Below are 17,201 nucleotides of genomic sequence, written 5' to 3' on the forward strand. Positions count from 1 at the left end.
AGCATCTGCCTTTCAGCCATCGATAGCGATTCCCCTTGACCGCAGCCGCCGTTCCACGCCCGGACGCACGTCCGCCCAGCCCCGCGCTGGATACCCGCTACCACGTGGAGACGCCGGAAGGGATCGACCTGTTGCTGCGTCCCGCCGGCGTTATCCCACGAGCGATCGCCTACCTGATCGACCTGGGTATCCGCGCCCTGCTGATGTTCGCCCTGTTCATGGCGCTGGCCTTCCTCGGCCAGCTCGGCACCGGCCTGGGCTTGCTGCTCACCTTCGTCATGACCTGGTGGTACATGGTGCTCTTCGAAGTGCTCAACCAGGGTCGCTCGCCCGGCAAGCAGATGATGGGGCTGCGCGTGGTCCACGATGACGGCACGCCGATCGGCTGGTCCGCCTCGCTGCTGCGCAACCTGCTGCGCTTCGCCGACATCCTGCCGTTCGGCTACGCCCTGGGCCTGCTCAGTTGCCTGTCCAATCCGGCGTTCAAGCGTCTGGGCGACCTGGCCGCCGGCACCCTGGTGATTTACCGCGATCCGCCGCCGGGCCGTCCGCAGCCGCCCCAGGTAGCGCCGCAGCTGGCGCCCTGGCCGCTGAACCTGGAAGAACAGCGCGCGATGATGGGCTTCGCCGAGCGCTCCGGACAGTTGTCCGCGGCACGCCGCGAAGAACTGGCCGGCATCCTTGCCGAACCGCTGGGCGTCCCCCCCGAACACGCGGAGGCACGCCTCAATGCCATCGCCAGCGGCCTGCTCGGCAGCGGCCAGGTGACCCCATGAAGCAGGCCCTGTTCGAACAACGCCACCAGGGTGCATGGAAGCGTTTCGGCAAGCGCCTGGAACAACTGGAAAACGGCAAGCGCCAGGAAGCCTCCGAGCGCCCCGACGAATTCGCCGCGGACTACCGGCGCATCTGCCAGCAACTGGCACTGGCGCAGGAACGCGGCTACAGCAGCCACCTGATCGATCACCTGCAACAGCTGGCCATGCGCGGGCACCAGCAGTTCTACCGGCACCGCAGCCATCTCGGCGCGCGCATCCTCGGCTTCATCACCGCCGGCTTCCCGCGCCTGGTGCGCGAGGAGTGGCAGTTCATCGCGGTCGCCAGCCTGCTGTTCTATGGCAGCGCCCTGCTCATGGGGCTGCTGGCCTATCACTTCCCCGACCTCACCTACAGCGTGATGGCACCCGAGCGCGTTGCGGAGATGGAGACCATGTACTCGCCTGAGGCGCGGCGCCTCGGCCCGATGAGCGAACGGGACACCGGCGATGACTGGAAGATGTTCGCCTTCTACATCATGAACAACATCGGCATCGCCTTTCAGACCTTCGCCAGCGGCCTGCTGTTCTGCCTGGGCAGCCTGTTCTTCCTGCTGTTCAACGGCCTGATGATCGGCGCCGCGGCCGGGCACCTGACCCAGGTCGGCTATATCGAGACCTTCTGGTCCTTCGTCATCGGTCACGGCGCCTTCGAGCTGACCGCCATCACCTTCGCCGGCGCCGCCGGCCTCAAGCTCGGCTGGGCGTTGCTCGCGCCCGGTCGCCTGAGTCGCCTCGATGCGCTGCGCCAGGCGGCAGCCCGAGCCGTGCAACTGGTGGGCGGGGTAATCCTGTTGCTGCTGATCGCCGCCTTCATCGAAGGCTACTGGTCCTCGCTCACGCAGTTCCCGGCGACCGTGAAGTACATCGTCGGCGCCTGCCTCTGGCTGCTGGTCGGCGGTTATTTCCTGCTTGCCGGACGGAGCCGCCATGCGCCTGACTGACGCCAGCGTCGCCATCCGTCCGCGCAGCCCATGGGAAGCCCTGGACCTGGGGATTCTCCTGGCGCGCCGCCACGCCGGCCTGCTGATGGGTAGTTGGGCGCTGGTCACCCTGCCGGTGTTCGCCGTGCTCAGCCTGCTGCTGTGGAACCATTCGGGCTGGGCGATCCTGCTGTTCTGGTGGCTCAAGCCAGCCTTCGAGCGCCTGCCGCTGTACATCCTGTCGCGAGCCCTGTTCGACGACACGCCCACCCTCGGGCAGGCCCTACGGGCCTTCCCCGGCCTGCTCAAGAACCAGTTGCTGCCCAGCCTGCTGTGGCGCCGCTTCAGCCCGACACGCAGCTTCGACCTGCCGGTGCTGCAGCTCGAAGGCCTCAAGGGCCAGGCCCGCAGCCAGCGCCTGGTGGTCCTCGGTCAGCGCAACGCCGGCGGCGCCACCTGGCTGACCTTGATCGGCATGCACTTCGAATCGGCCCTGTGGCTCGGGCTGTCCGTGCTGCTCTACCTGTTGCTGCCGCAGCAGTGGGTCTCGGACTGGAAATGGCAATCGCTGATCAGTCTGGCCGACGGCGAATGGGGCTGGCTGGAACACCTGAGCAATCTGCTCTATGCGCTGGTTCTGGTGGTCTGGGAACCGGTCTACGTAGCCTGCGGCTTCACGCTCTACCTGAACCGGCGCACCGAACTGGAAGCCTGGGATATCGAGCTGGTGCTGCGTCGCCTGCGCCAGCGCCTGATCGGCAGCGCCTATGCCCTGCTGTTGATCGCCGCCGTCTGCCTGGCGCCACTACCCGACTCCAGCGCCTGGGCCGCGAACCAACCCGGTTACAGCTGCCCGCTACCCGACCAGAACCCCAACGGCCCCCAGGCCACCCGCCTGCAGAACCAGGTGCTGAACAGCGAACAATCGCGCCACGCCGCCGAAGCCATCCTGGCGGCGCCGCCGTTCCGCAACAGCGAGACGGTGACCCGCTGGCGACTAAACGATCCCAAGGACAAGGACAAACCGAGCAAGGACGACGAACAGAGCCTGAAGCGTTTCTTCGAGGCCCTGGAGCACTGGCAGGCGTTCAAGTACATCGCGCAGATCATCGAAGTGCTGCTGTGGGGCGCCTTGATCAGCGTTGTCGCCCTGCTGATCTGGCGCTACCGCGAGTGGCTGCGACTGTTCGCCGGCCGTATCGGCCTGCCGCAGCGCCAGCGCCGCGAGGTGCCGAGTGTGCTGTTCGGCCTGGAACTGGCCCCGGAAACCCTGCCCGAAGATGTCGCCAGCGAAGCCGAGCGCCTGTGGGACGAGCAACCGCGCGCCGCGCTGGGCCTGCTGTACCGCGCACTGCTCAGCCGCCTGCTGCATGACTACCGCGTGCCACTGCGCGACTCCACCACGGAAGGCGAGGTGCTGGTACGTGTCGAAGCCCTCGACAACCCGCCACTGGACAGCTTCACCCGCAGCCTGACCCAGCACTGGCAGGCGCTTGCCTACGGTCATCGCACGCCCCGGGACGACCTCAAGCAGCAGCTTTGCGGGCAATGGCGCGGCCTGTTCGGCAACGAGGTGCGCCCATGAAGCGCTCCGTCGCCCTGCTGATCACCCTGGCCGCCCTGCTGGTACTGGGCGTCGCCGGGTACTACCTCTACACCCACCTCAAGCCCTATCCCGAGACCATCGAGCACGGCCCCGCGCCGGAAGTCCGCGCCAATCCCTATCTGGCCGCCGAGGCCTACCTGCGCGGACGCGGCCTGAAGGTCAACGCGGCCAAGGGAATGGAAGTGCTGGAGCAGTTGCCGAGCAAGGGCCACACACTGATCCTGCTCGGCAGCCGCGAGAACCTCACGCCGAAGCAGACCGAACGCCTGCTCGACTGGACCTCCCGCGGCGGCCACCTGGTGGTCACCGCCGAACGCTTGTGGGATGAGGAAGAAGGCAAGAGCGGCGACCTGCTGCTCGATCGCCTCGGCGTGCAGCAGTTCCTCACCGAAGACCTCGACAAGGACAAGGGCGCCGCCCAGCCGGAAGACAAGACCGATGCGGAGCCCGCGGTGCCGGAAGAGCCGGCCGAGCAGCCGGCCGCCCCCGCTGCCGACCCCGAACTCGCTGCCCCCGCCGAGGAAGAAGATCCCTACCCGAAGCTGACCAAGCTCTACCTGGAAAACGAAAAGGCGCCGGCCTACATCGACTTCGACACCGACTACCACCTGTTCGACTCGAAGAACGTCGCCTACGCCTGGGCCAACAGTTCGGAAGCCACTCACCTGCTGCAACTGCAGCAGGGCCAGGGTCTGGTCACCGTACTGACCGACAACTGGATCTGGCAGAACAACCAGCTGAGCGACTACGACAACGCCTGGCTGCTCTGGTACCTGACCCAGGACAGCAGCGTGACACTGGTCTACCGCGCCGACGGCGACGGCCTGTTCTCCCTGCTGGCGCGCTACTTCCCGCAAGCGCTGGTCGCCTGCGCCGTGCTGCTGGCGCTCGCCCTGTGGCGCCAGGGCATGCGCCAGGGCCCGCTGCAACCAAGCCCGGCGCGCGGACGCCGGCAACTGGAAGAGCACTTGCGCGCCGGTGCCGATTTCGTCCTCCGCCAGCGCGGCCAGATTGCCCTGCTGCAGGGTCTGCAACGCGACATCCTGCGCCGGGCGCGGCAGCGCCAGCCGGGCTTCGAGCGCCTGCCCGTCGCCGAACAATGGCAGACCCTGGGCCGCATGACGCGGCTGCCGGTCAGCGCCATCAGCCAGGCCATGCGCCCCTATCCGCAGCAACGCATGGCCATCGCCGAATTCACCCGCCAGGTCGCCCACCTGCAAAGCCTCAGGAATTCCCTATGAGCGAACAGATACCTGAACAAGCCAGCCCGCCATCCAATCCGGCCGCCCAGCGCCAGCGCGCCAGCCAGCTGGCCCAGGCGCTGCGCCATGAACTGCAGAAGGCGCTGATCGGCCAGCAGGGCGTGATCGACGATGTGCTGACCGCGCTGCTCGCCGGTGGCCACGTACTCATCGAAGGCGTCCCCGGCCTGGGCAAGACCCTGCTGGTGCGCGCCCTCGCCCGCTGCTTCGACGGCGGCTTCGCGCGCATCCAGTTCACCCCCGACCTGATGCCCAGCGACGTCACCGGCCACGCGGTCTACGACCTCGCCACCGAGCAATTCAAGCTGCGCAAGGGCCCGGTATTCACCCACCTGCTGCTGGCCGACGAGATCAACCGCGCGCCGGCCAAGACCCAGGCAGCATTGCTGGAAGTCATGCAGGAACGCCAGGTCACCCTCGAAGGCCGCGCCCTGCCGGTGCCGCAGCCGTTCATGGTGCTGGCCACCCAGAACCCCATCGAGCAGGAAGGCACCTATCCGCTGCCCGAGGCGGAGCTGGACCGCTTCATGCTCAAGCTGCGTATCGACTACCCGCAGGAAGCCGAGGAGCAGACCCTGGTGCGCCAGGTGACCCGCTCGGCGCGCAGCGACATGCTCGACGTGGCGCCGATTCGTCCGCTGCTCAAGGAAAAGGACGTCATGGCGCTGCAGAAGATCGCCTCCGACCTGCCCATCGACGACCAAGTGCTGGACTACGCTGTGCGCATCGCCCGCACCACCCGCAACTGGCCGGGCCTGGCCCTGGGCGCCGGGCCGCGCGCATCCATCGCGCTAGTGCGTTGCGCGCGGGCGCGGGCGCTGCTGCGCGGCGGCGACTTCGTGCTGCCGGACGACGTCAAGGGCAGCGCCCTGGCGGTGCTGCGGCACCGCGTGCGGCTGTCGCCGGAGCTGGACATCGAGGGCCTGTCGGTGGATCAGGTGCTGCAACAACTGCTCGACCAGGTACCGGCGCCGCGCCTATGAAGCCATCGCGCGCCCTTCTCGAGCTGCTCGGCGTGCTGCTGGCCGTGGCCATCGCCCTGGGCACGGCGACGGCCCTGGACGCTCCGGCGCCGCTGCTCGGCCGCCTCTGGTGGGGCGCCCTCTGCGCCCTGGGCCTGCTCGCCCTGGCCGACGCCCTGTGGCTGCGCCGCCTGCCCTCGCCGCGCCTGGAGCGACAGATGAGCGGCAACCTGCCACTGGGCCGCTGGAGCGAAGTACGCCTGCAACTGCACCATCGCTACGCGCAGGTGCAACGGGTGACCGTGTTCGATCACCTGCCCGGCGCCATGGACTTCGAGCACCTGCCGCAGGTGGTCGAACTCCACCCGGGCGAGCAGACCGAGCTGGGCTATCGCGTGCGTCCCCTGTCGCGCGGGCATTTCGTATTCCCCCGCTGCGAGCTGGAACTGTCCAGCCCGCTGCGCCTGTGGAAGGGCCGGCGCTATCTGGAAGAACGCAGTGAAACCCGCGTCTACCCCGATTTCGCGCGCATCTACGGCGCCGAGCTGATGGCCGTGGACCACTGGCTGAACCGCATCGGCGTACGCGCCGGGCAGCGCCGCGGACTGGGTCTGGAGTTCCACCAGCTGCGCGAATTCCGCGACGGCGACACGCTGCGGCAAATCGACTGGAAAGCCACCGCGCGCAAACGCACACCGATCGCCCGGGAATATCAGGACGAGCGCGACCAGCAGATTCTCTTCCTGCTCGACTGCGGCCGGCGCATGCGCAGCCACGATGGCGACCTGTCGCACTTCGACCATGCCCTCAACTCCAGCCTGCTGCTGGCCTATGTCGCGCTGCGCCAGGGCGATGCCGTGGGCCTGATGACCTTCGCCGGCGACCAGACACGGCACCTGCCGCCAGGCAAGGGCAGCGCGCAGCTGAGCGTGCTGCTCAATGGCGTCTACGACCTCGACAGCAGCCAGCGCGCGGCGGACTACGCGACGGCGGTGCAGGCCGTGCTCACCCGCCAACGGCGCCGTGCCCTGGTGGTGATCATCACCAACCTGCGCGACGAGGATGACGAAGACCTGGTAGCCGCGGTGAAGCGGCTGGGACGGCAACACCGGGTGCTGGTGGCCAGCCTGCGCGAGGAAGTGCTCGACCGGCTGCGGCAGTCACCCGTGGAGGGCTACGAAGAAGCGCTGGCCTACTGCGGCACGGTGGAATACCTGAATGCCCGCGCCGGGCTGCATGAGAAGCTGGTGGCCCATGGCGTGCCGGTGCTGGACGCACGCCCCAGCCAGCTCGGACCGGAGCTGGTCAGCCGCTACCTGGGGTGGAAGAAGGCGGGGGCGTTGTAGGGCGACGCCGTCTTGTTCGGTGTTTCTGCGCCGCTTCGGCGTTTACTGAAAGATTGGGTTTCGCCCTCGGGCGAGCGGATGTTTCGCTGGAAACCGCTTTGGCTTTCTGCTTTTCGTAGGAGCGAGCTTGCTCGCGAACAGCCCAGCATCAATGCGGCCTGGAAACACTGTGCGCGAGCAAGCTCGCTTACAGGTTGGCCGTCTGCAAGCGGATAAGAAAGGAACACAGAGCGTACAACCGTTCGCGGTTGTACGCCGATACGCCGAGCTCAGCCGCCGACGACAGGGCCAAGTTCGGAGCGCGGGGGATCGAGGTCACACCTTGTTCTGACGGCGGGAATTCCCGGCGTCCTGCCTTCCGCTACCGCCAGGTCGGTTCAGCGCGTCCTGCGCCTCAGACCGACTCCACCTGACGGCGAAAACTGAAATAACGGCGTAGCGCATCGACCAGCTCGACGTACTCCATCGGCGGCGCCACCAGGCTGAAGCCGGAGTCGAAGTTGCCCGGATTGACGTCCTCGCGGCACCACTGGCACGTCGCGGAGAACTCGATCAGCTGCAGCTTGCCGTCATGGCCCGGGATCTTCAGGCGCATGTCGAAACGGCCACCCACCAGCATCGGCAGCTGGCTGATCAGCAACATCCCGTCCAGCGAGACGTTGCCCAGGTAACCCATCGGTTTGTCGGTGATGCTGTTGAACACCTTCAGGTAGTAGGGCAGCTGATGGCGCTCGATATGTCGTTGATGGCGCATAATGGCGTTTCGCTATGAAATATCGTCCAGTATGGCAATGCCGCCCGCTTGGGGCCAGTCCTAACGACAACCTTCCGCCAGTCGCGCTTCGAGCTCGCGACGGGCGGCGTCGATCTGTGCATCGCTGTAGTAGGTCCGTTTACCGTCGCTATCCTGCGTGAAGTAGCGACCGCCCAGACTGAGGTTGTTCAGGCTCTGCTGCCACTGCGCGCACTGGGCGTTCAGCTTGGCCTGCTGCTCGGTCGCCTTGGCTTGCGCGGCGGCCTGCTCGTCACGACGGGCATCGTAGAAGCGGGCGGTGCGCTCTTCCCGCTCACGGGTCGCCGCGTCACGCTCGACGACCTGGGGCTTCACTTCGATGCGCTGCGCCCCCGGCGGTGGGGTTTCGCTGAAATGCACCTTGCCCTGCGCGTCGGTCCAGCGATAGATGTCGGCGTGGACCAACAAGGGAAAACACCAGACGCAGAGCCACAGGGCACGCATTCCAACCTCCTCCGTGAAGTCACTCCATGAGATTAGCCAGCGATCGGGGGCGCTCAAGTTCGCCACCGACCGGCGGTCAGGGCGTGACCGGATAGCTGCGCGCCGTATCGCCGGGCAGACGGCCATTCAGGCGCAGCGTTTCCAGCCGGGCCTTGGCGCGGTAAGCATACTCGCTGGTGGGGTAGCGGGCGATGATGAACTGGTAGGTCTGCGCGGCGTCGACGAAGAATTTCTGCCGTTCCAGGCATTGCCCGCGCAGCATGGAGATCTCCGGCTGCAGCCAGGGGCGCGCGCGGCTCTTGCGCTCGGTTTCCGAGAGTTCGAGCATGACCCGATCGCAATCGCCGCTCTTGTACGAGCGGTAGGCGTTGTTCAGGTGGTAATTCATCGACCAACTGGTGCATCCGGTAACACTCAGGAGCAGCAGCAGGGTGGCCAGGGTTCGCATGGGCATATCCTCCGTTGGGAAGTGTATCGGCCCGTCTTGGCCGTACTGAAGCCCGCCACTAGACTGGCGCGGATAACGCCCCGGCGCCAAGGAGATGCCATGCGCTCAGCTTTCGCCCTGCCCTTCGTGGTGCTCCTTCCCCTGCTCGCCGGCTGCGCCCCCACCACGCCGCTGTTCGTCGCGCAGGTCACCACCGGTGAAGTCGCCGAATACAAGCAGCTGAAGAACAAACGCATGACCGCCGCGGTGGAAGAGGAAGGCGACCTGCTGACCTACAGCGCCCAGGCCATCCGCGACAACAAGAGTGCCGAGGCCGAGCAGCTCTACCTGACCGGCTACGGCAACACCCGCTACAGCCCGGAAGTGCGCGCCATCGCGCTGTACCAGATCGGCCTGATCTACATGAGCCGCTTCAACGACCAGCGCGACGATGCGAAGGCGCTGCAGTACTTCGAGCGCATCGACCGCGAATTCCCTGGCACCCAGGCTGCCGCCCATGCGGACGCGCGCATCCTGATGATCCGCCAGCGCGCCAAGGACCCGGTGCAGAAGAACGCCCGCGAGCTGCTGGCGGATTGGAAGCCGCAGTACAACCTCGACCTGAACAAGCCCAGCCTCGATCCGGACATGACCCTGCTGTCGCGCCGCGCGGTGCTCAAGGACCGCGTCGACGAAGCCGCGCAGCTCTACCTGCTGGGCGCCAACGACCCGGCCATCCCGCCGGACATCCGCGAAAAGGCGCTGTACCAGCTCGGCTTGATGTACATGGCGCCGGACAACCCGCACCCCGACCGCGACCAGGCCATCGCCTACCTGCGCCGGCAACTGGCCGAGTACCCCAACGGCGATCTCGCCGACAAGGCGGCGCACCACCTCGACCAGGCGCTGAACAGCCAGCGCAACTGAGGGCGGCTTCCCGCGCGCAGCGCTGACCCAGATCAAGCGCTACGCGCTAGGCTTGGACTGCAATGGTCGCAGCCCGCGCGAGGAAGCCGACATGAAACTCCAGCATCTGCTCGTCGTCATCGACCCCACCCGCGAAGACCAGCCCGCCCTCACCCGCGCCCAGTGGATCGCCGAACGCAGCGGCGCGCGACTGGAACTGCTGGCCTGCGAGTTCAATCCCGCCCTGGACAACAACCTGCTGCTGGATCAGGGCGATCTCGAACGGGGAAGGCAGAGCCTGCTCGAACAGCGCCTGGCCTGGCTGGAGCAGCTCGCCGCGCCGCTGCGCCAGGCCGGCATTGAGGTGAAATGCCAGGCTCGCTGGGGCAAACCGCTGCACCGGCAGGTCGTCCTGCACTGCGAGCAGAGCCAGCCCGACCTGGTTCTCAAGTCCGCGCACCACCACAGCCTGCTCAAGCGCCTGGTGCTGACCAACCACGACTGGCAGCTGATCCGCCATTGCCCGCAGCCGCTGTGGCTGGTGCAACACGGCCAATGGCGCGGCGAACGCCTGTGCGCGGCACTCGACCCGCTGCACGCCAGCGACAAGCCGGCGGAGCTGGACCACCGCCTGATCGGCGTGGCCCGCGAGTTCGAACAACGCCTGAAACTGCAGGCGCATTACCTGCACGCCTACGTCGCAGTGCCACAGACCCTGGCATTCAACGCCGAACTGCTGGCCAACTACGACGACTATGTGCAACGTACCGCAACCCACCACCGCGAGGCCTTCGACGCCCTGCTCGCGCAATACCCGGCCATCGACCGCGCGCGCACCCAACTGAGCCAGGGCTTTGCCGAAGAGGTAATCCCCACCTACGTACGCGACAAGGGCATCGACCTGCTGCTGATGGGCGCGGTCGCCCGCGGGCAGTTCGACAACGCGCTGATCGGCCAGACCGCCGAACGGGTGCTCGAAGAGGTGGAATGCGACCTGCTGGTGATCAGACCTGTCACCTGAAAGAGAGTAAGATGGCGTCCTGGCTGCCTTCGGAACCTTTCCAGGCTCTCCGGGCGGCCTGACCGCTGCTTTCCCCTAGGAGTCCCGCATGTCCCTTCGCCGCACCAAGATCGTCGCCACCCTCGGCCCAGCCAGCAACTCCCCCGAAGTCCTGGAACAGCTGATCCTCGCCGGGATCGACGTCGCCCGCCTGAACTTCTCCCACGGTACTCCCGATGAACACCGCGCCCGCGCCAAACTGGTCCGCGACCTCGCCGCCAAGCACGGCCGCTTCGTCGCACTGCTGGGCGACCTGCAGGGCCCGAAGATCCGTATCGCCAAGTTCGCCAACAAGCGCATCGAACTGGCCGTCGGCGACACCTTCCGCTTCTCCACCAGCCACCCGCGCACCGAAGGCAACCAGCAAGTGGTCGGCATCGACTATCCGGATCTGGTGAAGGATTGCGGCGTCGGCGACGAACTGCTGCTGGACGACGGTCGCGTGGTCATGGCGGTCAAGGAAGTGAAGGCGGACGAACTGGTCTGCGAAGTGCTGATCGGCGGCCCGCTGTCCGACCACAAGGGCATCAACCGCCGTGGCGGCGGCCTCACCGCGCCGGCCCTGACCGACAAGGACAAGGCCGACATCAAGCTCGCCGCAAGCATGGACCTGGACTACGTCGCCGTGTCCTTCCCGCGTGACGCCAAGGACATGGAATACGCCCGTAGCCTGCTCACCGAGGCCGGCGGCACCGCCTGGCTGGTGGCCAAGATCGAGCGCGCCGAAGCCGTGGCCGACGACGAAGCCCTGGACGGCCTGATTCGCGCCAGCGACGCGGTGATGGTGGCCCGCGGCGACCTCGGTGTGGAAATTGGCGACGCCGAGCTGGTGGGCATCCAGAAGAAAATCATTCTGCACGCACGCCGCTACAACAAGGCCGTGATCACCGCGACCCAGATGATGGAGTCGATGATCCACAACCCGATGCCGACCCGCGCGGAAGTCTCCGACGTGGCCAACGCCGTGCTGGACTATACCGACGCCGTGATGCTCTCCGCCGAGAGCGCCGCCGGCGAATACCCGGTGGAAGCGGTCCAGGCCATGGCGCGCATCTGTGCCGGCGCCGAGAAGCACCCGACCACCAAGAAGTCCAGCCACCGCCTGGGCCAGACCTTCGAGCGCTGCGACGAGAGCATCGCCCTGGCGGCCATGTACACCGCCAACCACTTCCCGGGCATCAAGGCGATCATCTGCCTGACCGAAAGCGGCTACACCCCACTGATCATGTCGCGCATCCGCTCCTCGGTACCGATCTTCGCCTACTCCCCGCACCGCGAAACCCAGGCCCGCGTGGCGCTGTTCCGCGGAGTGGAAACCATCCCCTTCGACCCGGCAGCCCTGCCGCCGGAGCGGGTCAGCCAGGAAGCCGTCGACGCGCTGCTGCAGCGTGGTGTGGTGACCAAGGGTGACTGGGTGATCCTGACCAAGGGCGACAGCTACACCACCCAGGGCGGCACCAACACCATGAAGGTGCTGCACGTGGGTGATCTGCTGGTCTGATCCCGCACCGGCAACAAAAAAGGCCGCCCTTATGGGCGGCCTTTTCATTCCGGGTTGCTCAAAGGGCAACCAATGTCTTGGAAGCCAGGCGCCGTACGGGCTTGGCGTCTTGACCCCAAGGTTATCCACAACACCTTCCACATCTTGTGTGGGCAACCTGCCGGGCGTCGCTCAAATACCACCCACCCCCCTGAAAGCCCCGGCGGACGTGGGTTCGCCAGGTTGCCCCAAAGCTTATCCACAGCACGCTCCACAGATTGTGTGGGCAACCGGGTGCATCCGTAGGGCGTACAACCGTTCGCGGTTGTACGCCGATACGTCGTCGTCATCGTTGGCGCCACGACCGAGCACGGAGCGCATGGAGACCAAGGCCAGGCGGCGTATAACGCGGAGCGTTATACGCCCTACATTCCAAACCTGCGGGAGTTGTTACAGGAACTTGGAGAAATCCGGCTGGCGACGCTGGGTGAAGGCGCTCAGCGCTTCCTGGGCCTCCGGCGAGTGCAGGCGCTCGACGAAGAGCTGTCCCTCCTCCGCCACTACCTGGCGCAATTGCTCGATGTAAGGCGCCTTGAGCAGGCGCTTACTCAGCGCCACCGCCGCCGGCGGCAGTTGCTGCAGCGACTGGCAGACCTCACGGGCACGCTCGATGGCAGCGGCGCCGTCGGCCAGCGCTTCGTTGGCGATGCCGTACGCCACCGCCTGCTCGCCGGTGAAACCTTCGCCACGCATCAGCAGGCTGGCCGCCTTCACAGGGCCGACCAGGCGCGGTACCAGGAAGCTGGAGCCGAACTCCGGGCACAGGCCGAGGTTGACGAAGGGCATCTTGAACTTGGAGCCCTGGGCGACGAAGACCTGGTCGCAGTGCAACAACAGGGTGGTGCCGATCCCCACGGCGGGGCCGGCCACCGCCGCGACCACCGGCTTGGTGAAGTCCATCAGCGCGCGCATGAAGCGGAATACCGGGCTGTCCGGGCCGCTGGGCGGTTGCTGGAGGAAGTCGACGATGTCATTGCCACTGGTGAAGCATTCCGCGCCGCCGGTGATCAGTACCACGCGCACGGTGCGGTCCGCCTCCGCCGCCTCCAGGGCCTCGGCCAGGGCGGAGTACATGGTGCGGGTCAGCGCGTTCATCTTGTCCGGACGGTTCAGGCGCAGGGTCAGCAGGCCCTGTTCGCGTTCGACGAGAATCTGTTCGCTCATGGCAAATCCTTCTTATTGGACTTCTACTTATTGGGGCCGCGCGCCGCTTCAGGCGTGCGGAAGGAACAGGTCGGCCAGCGTCTGGCCGCGCGGCACGCCACAGAGGTAGAGGCGGCGGGCGAAGGCATCGACGCTGTCGGGGTGGCCGCAGAGTAAGGCGATGCTCCGCCGCGAAACAAGCCGGAGTTGCGCCAAAACTTCGGCCGACTCGGCCGCGGTCATCAGCGTCACCTCCAGCTCCGGGTGCACGGCGGCAAGCTCGCGCAGCGCTTCGGCGAGGTAGTGGCCGGCATTGTCATGAGCCTGGTGAATGACCCGGATGGGACCTGCGTGATGCTGGCGCAACGCCTCGCGCAGCAAGCCCCAGAGCGGCGCCAGACCGGTGCCGGAGGCCATCAGCAGCAACGGCCGGTCGTGCCATTCGGGGTCATAGTGCAGGGCGCCGCCGCGCAGCTCGCCCAGGCGTACGCTATCGCCCGCCTTCAACTGGCGGGCAAAGCCGCTGAACGCGCCAGGCAGACGGCAATCGATGTGGAACTCCAGCCAGGGGTCGATACCCGGTACGCTGGCCAGCGAGTAGGGCCGCGCCACGCCCTCGGTGCTCCAGAGGATCAGGTGCTGCCCGGCGCGATAGCGCAGCGGGCGTTGCGGCGTCAGGCGAAGACGCAGTACGTCCGGCGCCGGCCAGTCCAGCTCGGCGACGCTGGCGGGCAGGCCGTCGCGCTGCGGGTCGAAGACTTCCACGGCGAGGTCTTCGATGACCTGGCACTGGCAGGACAACCGCCAGCCCTCGTCGCGTCGTGCGGCCTCCAGCGCATCGGGTAATGCATCGCGGACTTCTCCGCGCGTGCAGCGCACCAGGCAGGCGTGGCAGCTGCCGGCGCGGCAACTGTAGGGCACGGCGACGCCGGCCCCGCGCAGGGCATCGAGCAGGTTGACTCCGGGGGTTACCGAAAAGCGTTGCGATCCGGCCTGTATCTCAGGCACGCGTCCACTCCCATGCGGCATCGCAGCGGTTACGTCCGCTGCGTTTCGCACGGTAGAGCGCCTGGTCGGCCCGTTGCAAGGCCTCGTCGAGATCGTCGGTGGGCTCCAGCAGGGTCATCCCCGCCGACAGACTCAGCACTTCGATATTCACCCCTACCGGCTGCGCGTCGGCGTAGGCCATGCGCAGCCGTTCGCAGCAGGTCGCCAGCCGGTCGGCATCGGCGTTGGGCAGCAGCAGGACGAACTCCTCGCCGCCATAGCGCGCCAGGATGTCGCCCTCGCGCAGGCAGGCCCGCGCCACCGCGGCGAAGGTCTGCAACACACGGTCGCCGGCGGCGTGGCCGTGGAGGTCGTTGATGCGCTTGAAGTGATCCAGGTCGATCAGGGCCAGGCCATGACGCTGGTTCAATTGCATTTCGTCCAGCGCGCGGCCGGCCAGACGCAGGAAGTGGCGGCGGTTGAACAGGCCGGTCAGTTCATCGGTGGCCACCAGGTCCTCCAGCTGACGCATCATCCCGCGCAGCGTGTCCTGGTGAGCCTGCAGCGCGTAGCGGCGTTGGCGCATGCGCTGGCGCAGCGCCTGGACATAGCCGGCGAACAGGCTGAGCCAGACCAGGACGATGAACAGCACCAGCAGTTGCAGGATCGCCTGGGCGGGCAATTCGAGGCGCTGCTGGAAGGCCTCCCACAGGTTCAGGCCGGCGAAGGCGATGAACGCCAGCCCCGCGCAACGGGCGAACACCCTGGGCTGTAGCTGGAACACGCCGAACAGCAGGATCAGCACGTAGAACACCATCAGGGTGCCGCGCGCGCTGTCGACGTTGGCCAGGAACAGGGTGTGCCAGATGAGCGCGACCAGCACCTGCGGCTCGGTCATGCTCGGGTCGGAGAAGCGTTGGTTGCGCCCGGTAAGGAACAACCAGAAGAAGACCAGTTGGCTGGCCACCACCAATAGCGTGCAACCCAGCGCGAAGGCGACGGTGCCGCGGAAGAAGTCACCAAACACTGCCATCCATAGCAATAGCTGCGCCAGCGCGTAAGTGCCAACGGCCATGCCGAATCGCCTGATGAGTAGTTTTTGTAAGGCGCGCTGTTTCAGCAGTGTGCTCATGGGGCTCCATCCCGTAATGGCACCTGGCCTCCACTCTACTATCAAAGCGCCTGGTCGCCTAGCCGATCGGAATGTGGGCGCCCATGTGGCTTCCAAAGAAAAGCGGAGGCCCCTGTGACCAAGGTCGGATCACTGGCGCGTGCGCGGCAAGCGGCCGCAGCGGTATACTACGGCGCCTTTTTTCGCCGGAACCGTGCCGGCGTACTCCCGATGTAACAGGCCCTGCGCCTGTATTTCCCGCCTGAAGAGGACCGTGCTCCATGGCCGTGATCAAGCAAGACGACCTGATCCAGAGCGTCGCCGATGCCCTGCAGTTCATCTCCTACTACCACCCGGTTGATTTCATCCAGGCCATGCATGAGGCCTACCTGCGCGAAGAATCGCCGGCTGCCCGGGACTCGATGGCGCAGATCCTGATCAACTCGCGCATGTGCGCCACCGGCCATCGCCCGATCTGCCAGGACACCGGCATCGTCACCGTGTTCGTCCGCGTCGGCATGGACGTACGCTGGGACGGCGCCACCATGAGCGTCGACGACATGATCAACGAAGGCGTGCGTCGCGCCTACAACCTGCCGGAAAACGTCCTGCGCGCCTCCATCCTGGCCGACCCGGCAGGTAGCCGTAAGAACACCAAGGACAACACCCCGGCGGTGATCCACTACTCCATCGTCCCCGGCAACACCGTGGAAGTGGACGTCGCGGCCAAGGGCGGCGGCTCCGAGAACAAGTCGAAGATGGCCATGCTCAACCCGTCCGACTCCATCGTCGACTGGGTGCTGAAGACCGTTCCGACCATGGGCGCCGGCTGGTGCCCGCCGGGCATGCTCGGCATCGGCATCGGCGGTACCGCCGAGAAGGCCGCGGTGATGGCGAAGGAAGTCCTGATGGACCCGATCGACATCCATGAGCTGAAGGCCCGCGGCCCGCAGAACCGCATCGAGGAACTGCGCCTGGAGCTGTTCGAGAAGGTCAACCAGCTGGGCATCGGCGCCCAGGGCCTGGGCGGCCTGACCACCGTGCTCGACGTGAAGATCATGGACTACCCGACCCACGCAGCGTCCCTGCCGGTCTGCATGATCCCCAACTGCGCCGCCACCCGTCACGCCCACTTCGTGCTCGACGGTTCCGGCCCGGCTTCGCTGGAAGCGCCGCCGCTGGACGCCTACCCGGAAATCGTCTGGGAAGCCGGTCCCTCCGCGCGCCGCGTCGACCTGGACAAGATCACCCCGGAAGAAGTGCAGAGCTGGAAGCCGGGCGAAACCCTGCTGCTCAACGGCAAGATGCTCACCGGCCGCGATGCTGCACACAAGCGCATGGTCGACATGCTGAACAAGGGCGAAGAGCTGCCGGTAGACCTCAAGGGCCGCTTCATCTACTACGTCGGCCCGGTCGATCCGGTCGGTGACGAAGTGGTTGGCCCGGCTGGCCCGACCACCGCGACCCGCATGGACAAATTCACCCGCCAGATCCTGGAAAGCACCGGCCTGCTGGGCATGATCGGCAAGTCCGAGCGCGGCCCGATCGCCATCGAGGCGATCAAGGACAACAAGGCCGTGTATCTGATGGCTGTGGGCGGCGCCGCCTACCTGGTCGCCCAGGCGATCAAGAAGTCCAAGGTCCTGGCCTTCGCCGAACTGGGCATGGAAGCGATCTACGAGTTCGACGTGAAAGACATGCCGGTGACCGTCGCGGTCGACACCAATGGCGAGTCGGTGCACATCACCGGCCCGGCCATCTGGCAGAAGAAGATCGCCGAGAACCTGGCGGTGGAAGTGAAGTAAGGCTTCGCCTTCTTCGCCCCATGAAAAAGCCCGGCCATGTGCCGGGCTTTTTCATGGGTGGAATTTTTTGT

At 66.5% G+C, this 17,201-nt stretch carries 16 protein-coding genes; 10 read left to right on the forward strand and 6 right to left on the reverse strand.

Annotated features, from left to right (window positions below):
- Positions 1-35: 35 nt before the first annotated feature.
- The 6 genes from O6P39_RS22165 to O6P39_RS22190 are packed head-to-tail and all read left to right on the forward strand — an operon-like array spanning position 36 to position 6,914.
- Positions 36-776, forward strand: a complete 741-nt coding sequence (locus O6P39_RS22165; RefSeq protein ID WP_275608563.1) for an RDD family protein — start codon at positions 36-38, stop codon at positions 774-776.
- Positions 773-1,759 carry a stage II sporulation protein M gene (locus tag O6P39_RS22170; RefSeq protein WP_275608564.1) on the forward strand — a complete coding sequence of 329 codons (987 nt, stop codon included), beginning with the start codon at positions 773-775 and terminating at the stop codon, positions 1,757-1,759. Before O6P39_RS22165 ends, O6P39_RS22170 begins: the two co-directional genes overlap by 4 nt.
- A complete protein-coding gene (locus O6P39_RS22175) occupies positions 1,746-3,323 on the forward strand; it encodes a DUF4129 domain-containing protein (protein ID WP_275608565.1) in 1,578 nt (525 codons plus the stop codon). The genes O6P39_RS22170 and O6P39_RS22175 overlap by 14 nt, the downstream gene beginning before the upstream one ends.
- Positions 3,320-4,585 carry a DUF4350 domain-containing protein gene (locus tag O6P39_RS22180; protein ID WP_275608566.1) on the forward strand — a complete coding sequence of 422 codons (1,266 nt, stop codon included), beginning with the start codon at positions 3,320-3,322 and terminating at the stop codon, positions 4,583-4,585. Before O6P39_RS22175 ends, O6P39_RS22180 begins: the two co-directional genes overlap by 4 nt.
- Positions 4,582-5,589, forward strand: a complete 1,008-nt coding sequence (locus O6P39_RS22185; protein ID WP_275608567.1) for a MoxR family ATPase — start codon at positions 4,582-4,584, stop codon at positions 5,587-5,589. Before O6P39_RS22180 ends, O6P39_RS22185 begins: the two co-directional genes overlap by 4 nt.
- On the forward strand, positions 5,586-6,914 hold the full coding sequence (locus O6P39_RS22190) for a DUF58 domain-containing protein (protein ID WP_275608568.1): 1,329 nt from the start codon (positions 5,586-5,588) through the stop codon (positions 6,912-6,914). The genes O6P39_RS22185 and O6P39_RS22190 overlap by 4 nt, the downstream gene beginning before the upstream one ends.
- Before the next feature lie 394 nt (positions 6,915-7,308).
- Here O6P39_RS22190 and O6P39_RS22195 read toward each other — a convergent pair whose 3' ends face one another.
- The 3 genes from O6P39_RS22195 to O6P39_RS22205 form a co-directional block, all read right to left on the reverse strand.
- Positions 7,309-7,668 (reverse strand): PilZ domain-containing protein, encoded by a 360-nt coding sequence (locus tag O6P39_RS22195; protein WP_275608569.1) that lies wholly within the window; start codon positions 7,666-7,668, stop codon positions 7,309-7,311.
- Positions 7,669-7,728: 60 nt separating this feature from the next.
- The gene (locus O6P39_RS22200; RefSeq protein ID WP_275608570.1) at positions 7,729-8,151 is read right to left on the reverse strand and encodes a DUF4124 domain-containing protein; all 423 of its coding nucleotides are present in this window, start codon (positions 8,149-8,151) and stop codon (positions 7,729-7,731) included.
- Positions 8,152-8,227: 76 nt separating this feature from the next.
- Entirely contained in the window at positions 8,228-8,599 is a 372-nt protein-coding gene (locus O6P39_RS22205; RefSeq protein WP_275608571.1) for a hypothetical protein, read from the reverse strand.
- A 99-nt stretch (positions 8,600-8,698) separates the two neighbouring features.
- Between O6P39_RS22205 and O6P39_RS22210 the strand changes: the two genes are divergently transcribed.
- From O6P39_RS22210 to pyk, 3 genes are all read left to right on the forward strand, one after another.
- Complete coding sequence (locus tag O6P39_RS22210) at positions 8,699-9,505, forward strand: outer membrane assembly lipoprotein YfiO (RefSeq protein ID WP_275608572.1); 807 nt, start codon at positions 8,699-8,701, stop codon at positions 9,503-9,505.
- 91 nt (positions 9,506-9,596) lie between these two features.
- On the forward strand, positions 9,597-10,505 hold the full coding sequence (locus O6P39_RS22215) for a universal stress protein (RefSeq protein WP_275608573.1): 909 nt from the start codon (positions 9,597-9,599) through the stop codon (positions 10,503-10,505).
- Positions 10,506-10,593: 88 nt separating this feature from the next.
- Positions 10,594-12,045: a pyruvate kinase gene (gene pyk, locus O6P39_RS22220; protein ID WP_275608574.1), complete on the forward strand. Its 1,452-nt coding sequence runs from the start codon at positions 10,594-10,596 to the stop codon at positions 12,043-12,045.
- A gap of 429 nt (positions 12,046-12,474) precedes the next feature.
- Here the strand turns inward: pyk and O6P39_RS22225 are convergent, their stop codons facing one another.
- The 3 genes from O6P39_RS22225 to O6P39_RS22235 are packed head-to-tail and all read right to left on the reverse strand — an operon-like array spanning position 12,475 to position 15,346.
- The gene (locus O6P39_RS22225; protein ID WP_275608575.1) at positions 12,475-13,248 is read right to left on the reverse strand and encodes an enoyl-CoA hydratase-related protein; all 774 of its coding nucleotides are present in this window, start codon (positions 13,246-13,248) and stop codon (positions 12,475-12,477) included.
- 48 nt (positions 13,249-13,296) lie between these two features.
- The gene (locus O6P39_RS22230; protein WP_275608576.1) at positions 13,297-14,235 is read right to left on the reverse strand and encodes an iron-sulfur-binding ferredoxin reductase; all 939 of its coding nucleotides are present in this window, start codon (positions 14,233-14,235) and stop codon (positions 13,297-13,299) included.
- Positions 14,228-15,346, reverse strand: a complete 1,119-nt coding sequence (locus O6P39_RS22235; RefSeq protein ID WP_275608577.1) for a sensor domain-containing diguanylate cyclase — start codon at positions 15,344-15,346, stop codon at positions 14,228-14,230. Before O6P39_RS22235 ends, O6P39_RS22230 begins: the two co-directional genes overlap by 8 nt.
- Before the next feature lie 260 nt (positions 15,347-15,606).
- Here O6P39_RS22235 and O6P39_RS22240 point away from each other — a divergent pair, with 260 nt between their 5' ends.
- On the forward strand, positions 15,607-17,130 hold the full coding sequence (locus O6P39_RS22240) for a fumarate hydratase (RefSeq protein ID WP_275608578.1): 1,524 nt from the start codon (positions 15,607-15,609) through the stop codon (positions 17,128-17,130).
- Positions 17,131-17,201: the final 71 nt, after the last annotated feature.

It is taken from the genome of Pseudomonas sp. PSE14 (assembly GCF_029203285.1).
GTDB lineage: Bacteria > Pseudomonadota > Gammaproteobacteria > Pseudomonadales > Pseudomonadaceae > Pseudomonas.

What these genes read in the sequence shown, in the direction of transcription:
- O6P39_RS22170 (WP_275608564.1), top strand. Translation starts at nt 773, where the DNA reads ATGAAGCAGGCCCTGTTCGAACAACGCCACCAGGGTGCATGGAAGCGT.
- O6P39_RS22175 (WP_275608565.1), top strand. Translation starts at nt 1,746, where the DNA reads ATGCGCCTGACTGACGCCAGCGTCGCCATCCGTCCGCGCAGCCCATGG.
- O6P39_RS22180 (WP_275608566.1), top strand. Translation starts at nt 3,320, where the DNA reads ATGAAGCGCTCCGTCGCCCTGCTGATCACCCTGGCCGCCCTGCTGGTA.
- O6P39_RS22185 (WP_275608567.1), top strand. Translation starts at nt 4,582, where the DNA reads ATGAGCGAACAGATACCTGAACAAGCCAGCCCGCCATCCAATCCGGCC.
- O6P39_RS22190 (WP_275608568.1), top strand. Translation starts at nt 5,586, where the DNA reads ATGAAGCCATCGCGCGCCCTTCTCGAGCTGCTCGGCGTGCTGCTGGCC.
- O6P39_RS22195 (WP_275608569.1), bottom strand. Translation starts at nt 7,668, where the DNA reads ATGCGCCATCAACGACATATCGAGCGCCATCAGCTGCCCTACTACCTG.
- O6P39_RS22200 (WP_275608570.1), bottom strand. Translation starts at nt 8,151, where the DNA reads ATGCGTGCCCTGTGGCTCTGCGTCTGGTGTTTTCCCTTGTTGGTCCAC.
- O6P39_RS22205 (WP_275608571.1), bottom strand. Translation starts at nt 8,599, where the DNA reads ATGCGAACCCTGGCCACCCTGCTGCTGCTCCTGAGTGTTACCGGATGC.
- O6P39_RS22210 (WP_275608572.1), top strand. Translation starts at nt 8,699, where the DNA reads ATGCGCTCAGCTTTCGCCCTGCCCTTCGTGGTGCTCCTTCCCCTGCTC.
- O6P39_RS22215 (WP_275608573.1), top strand. Translation starts at nt 9,597, where the DNA reads ATGAAACTCCAGCATCTGCTCGTCGTCATCGACCCCACCCGCGAAGAC.
- pyk (WP_275608574.1), top strand. Translation starts at nt 10,594, where the DNA reads ATGTCCCTTCGCCGCACCAAGATCGTCGCCACCCTCGGCCCAGCCAGC.
- O6P39_RS22225 (WP_275608575.1), bottom strand. Translation starts at nt 13,248, where the DNA reads ATGAGCGAACAGATTCTCGTCGAACGCGAACAGGGCCTGCTGACCCTG.
- O6P39_RS22235 (WP_275608577.1), bottom strand. Translation starts at nt 15,346, where the DNA reads ATGAGCACACTGCTGAAACAGCGCGCCTTACAAAAACTACTCATCAGG.
- O6P39_RS22240 (WP_275608578.1), top strand. Translation starts at nt 15,607, where the DNA reads ATGGCCGTGATCAAGCAAGACGACCTGATCCAGAGCGTCGCCGATGCC.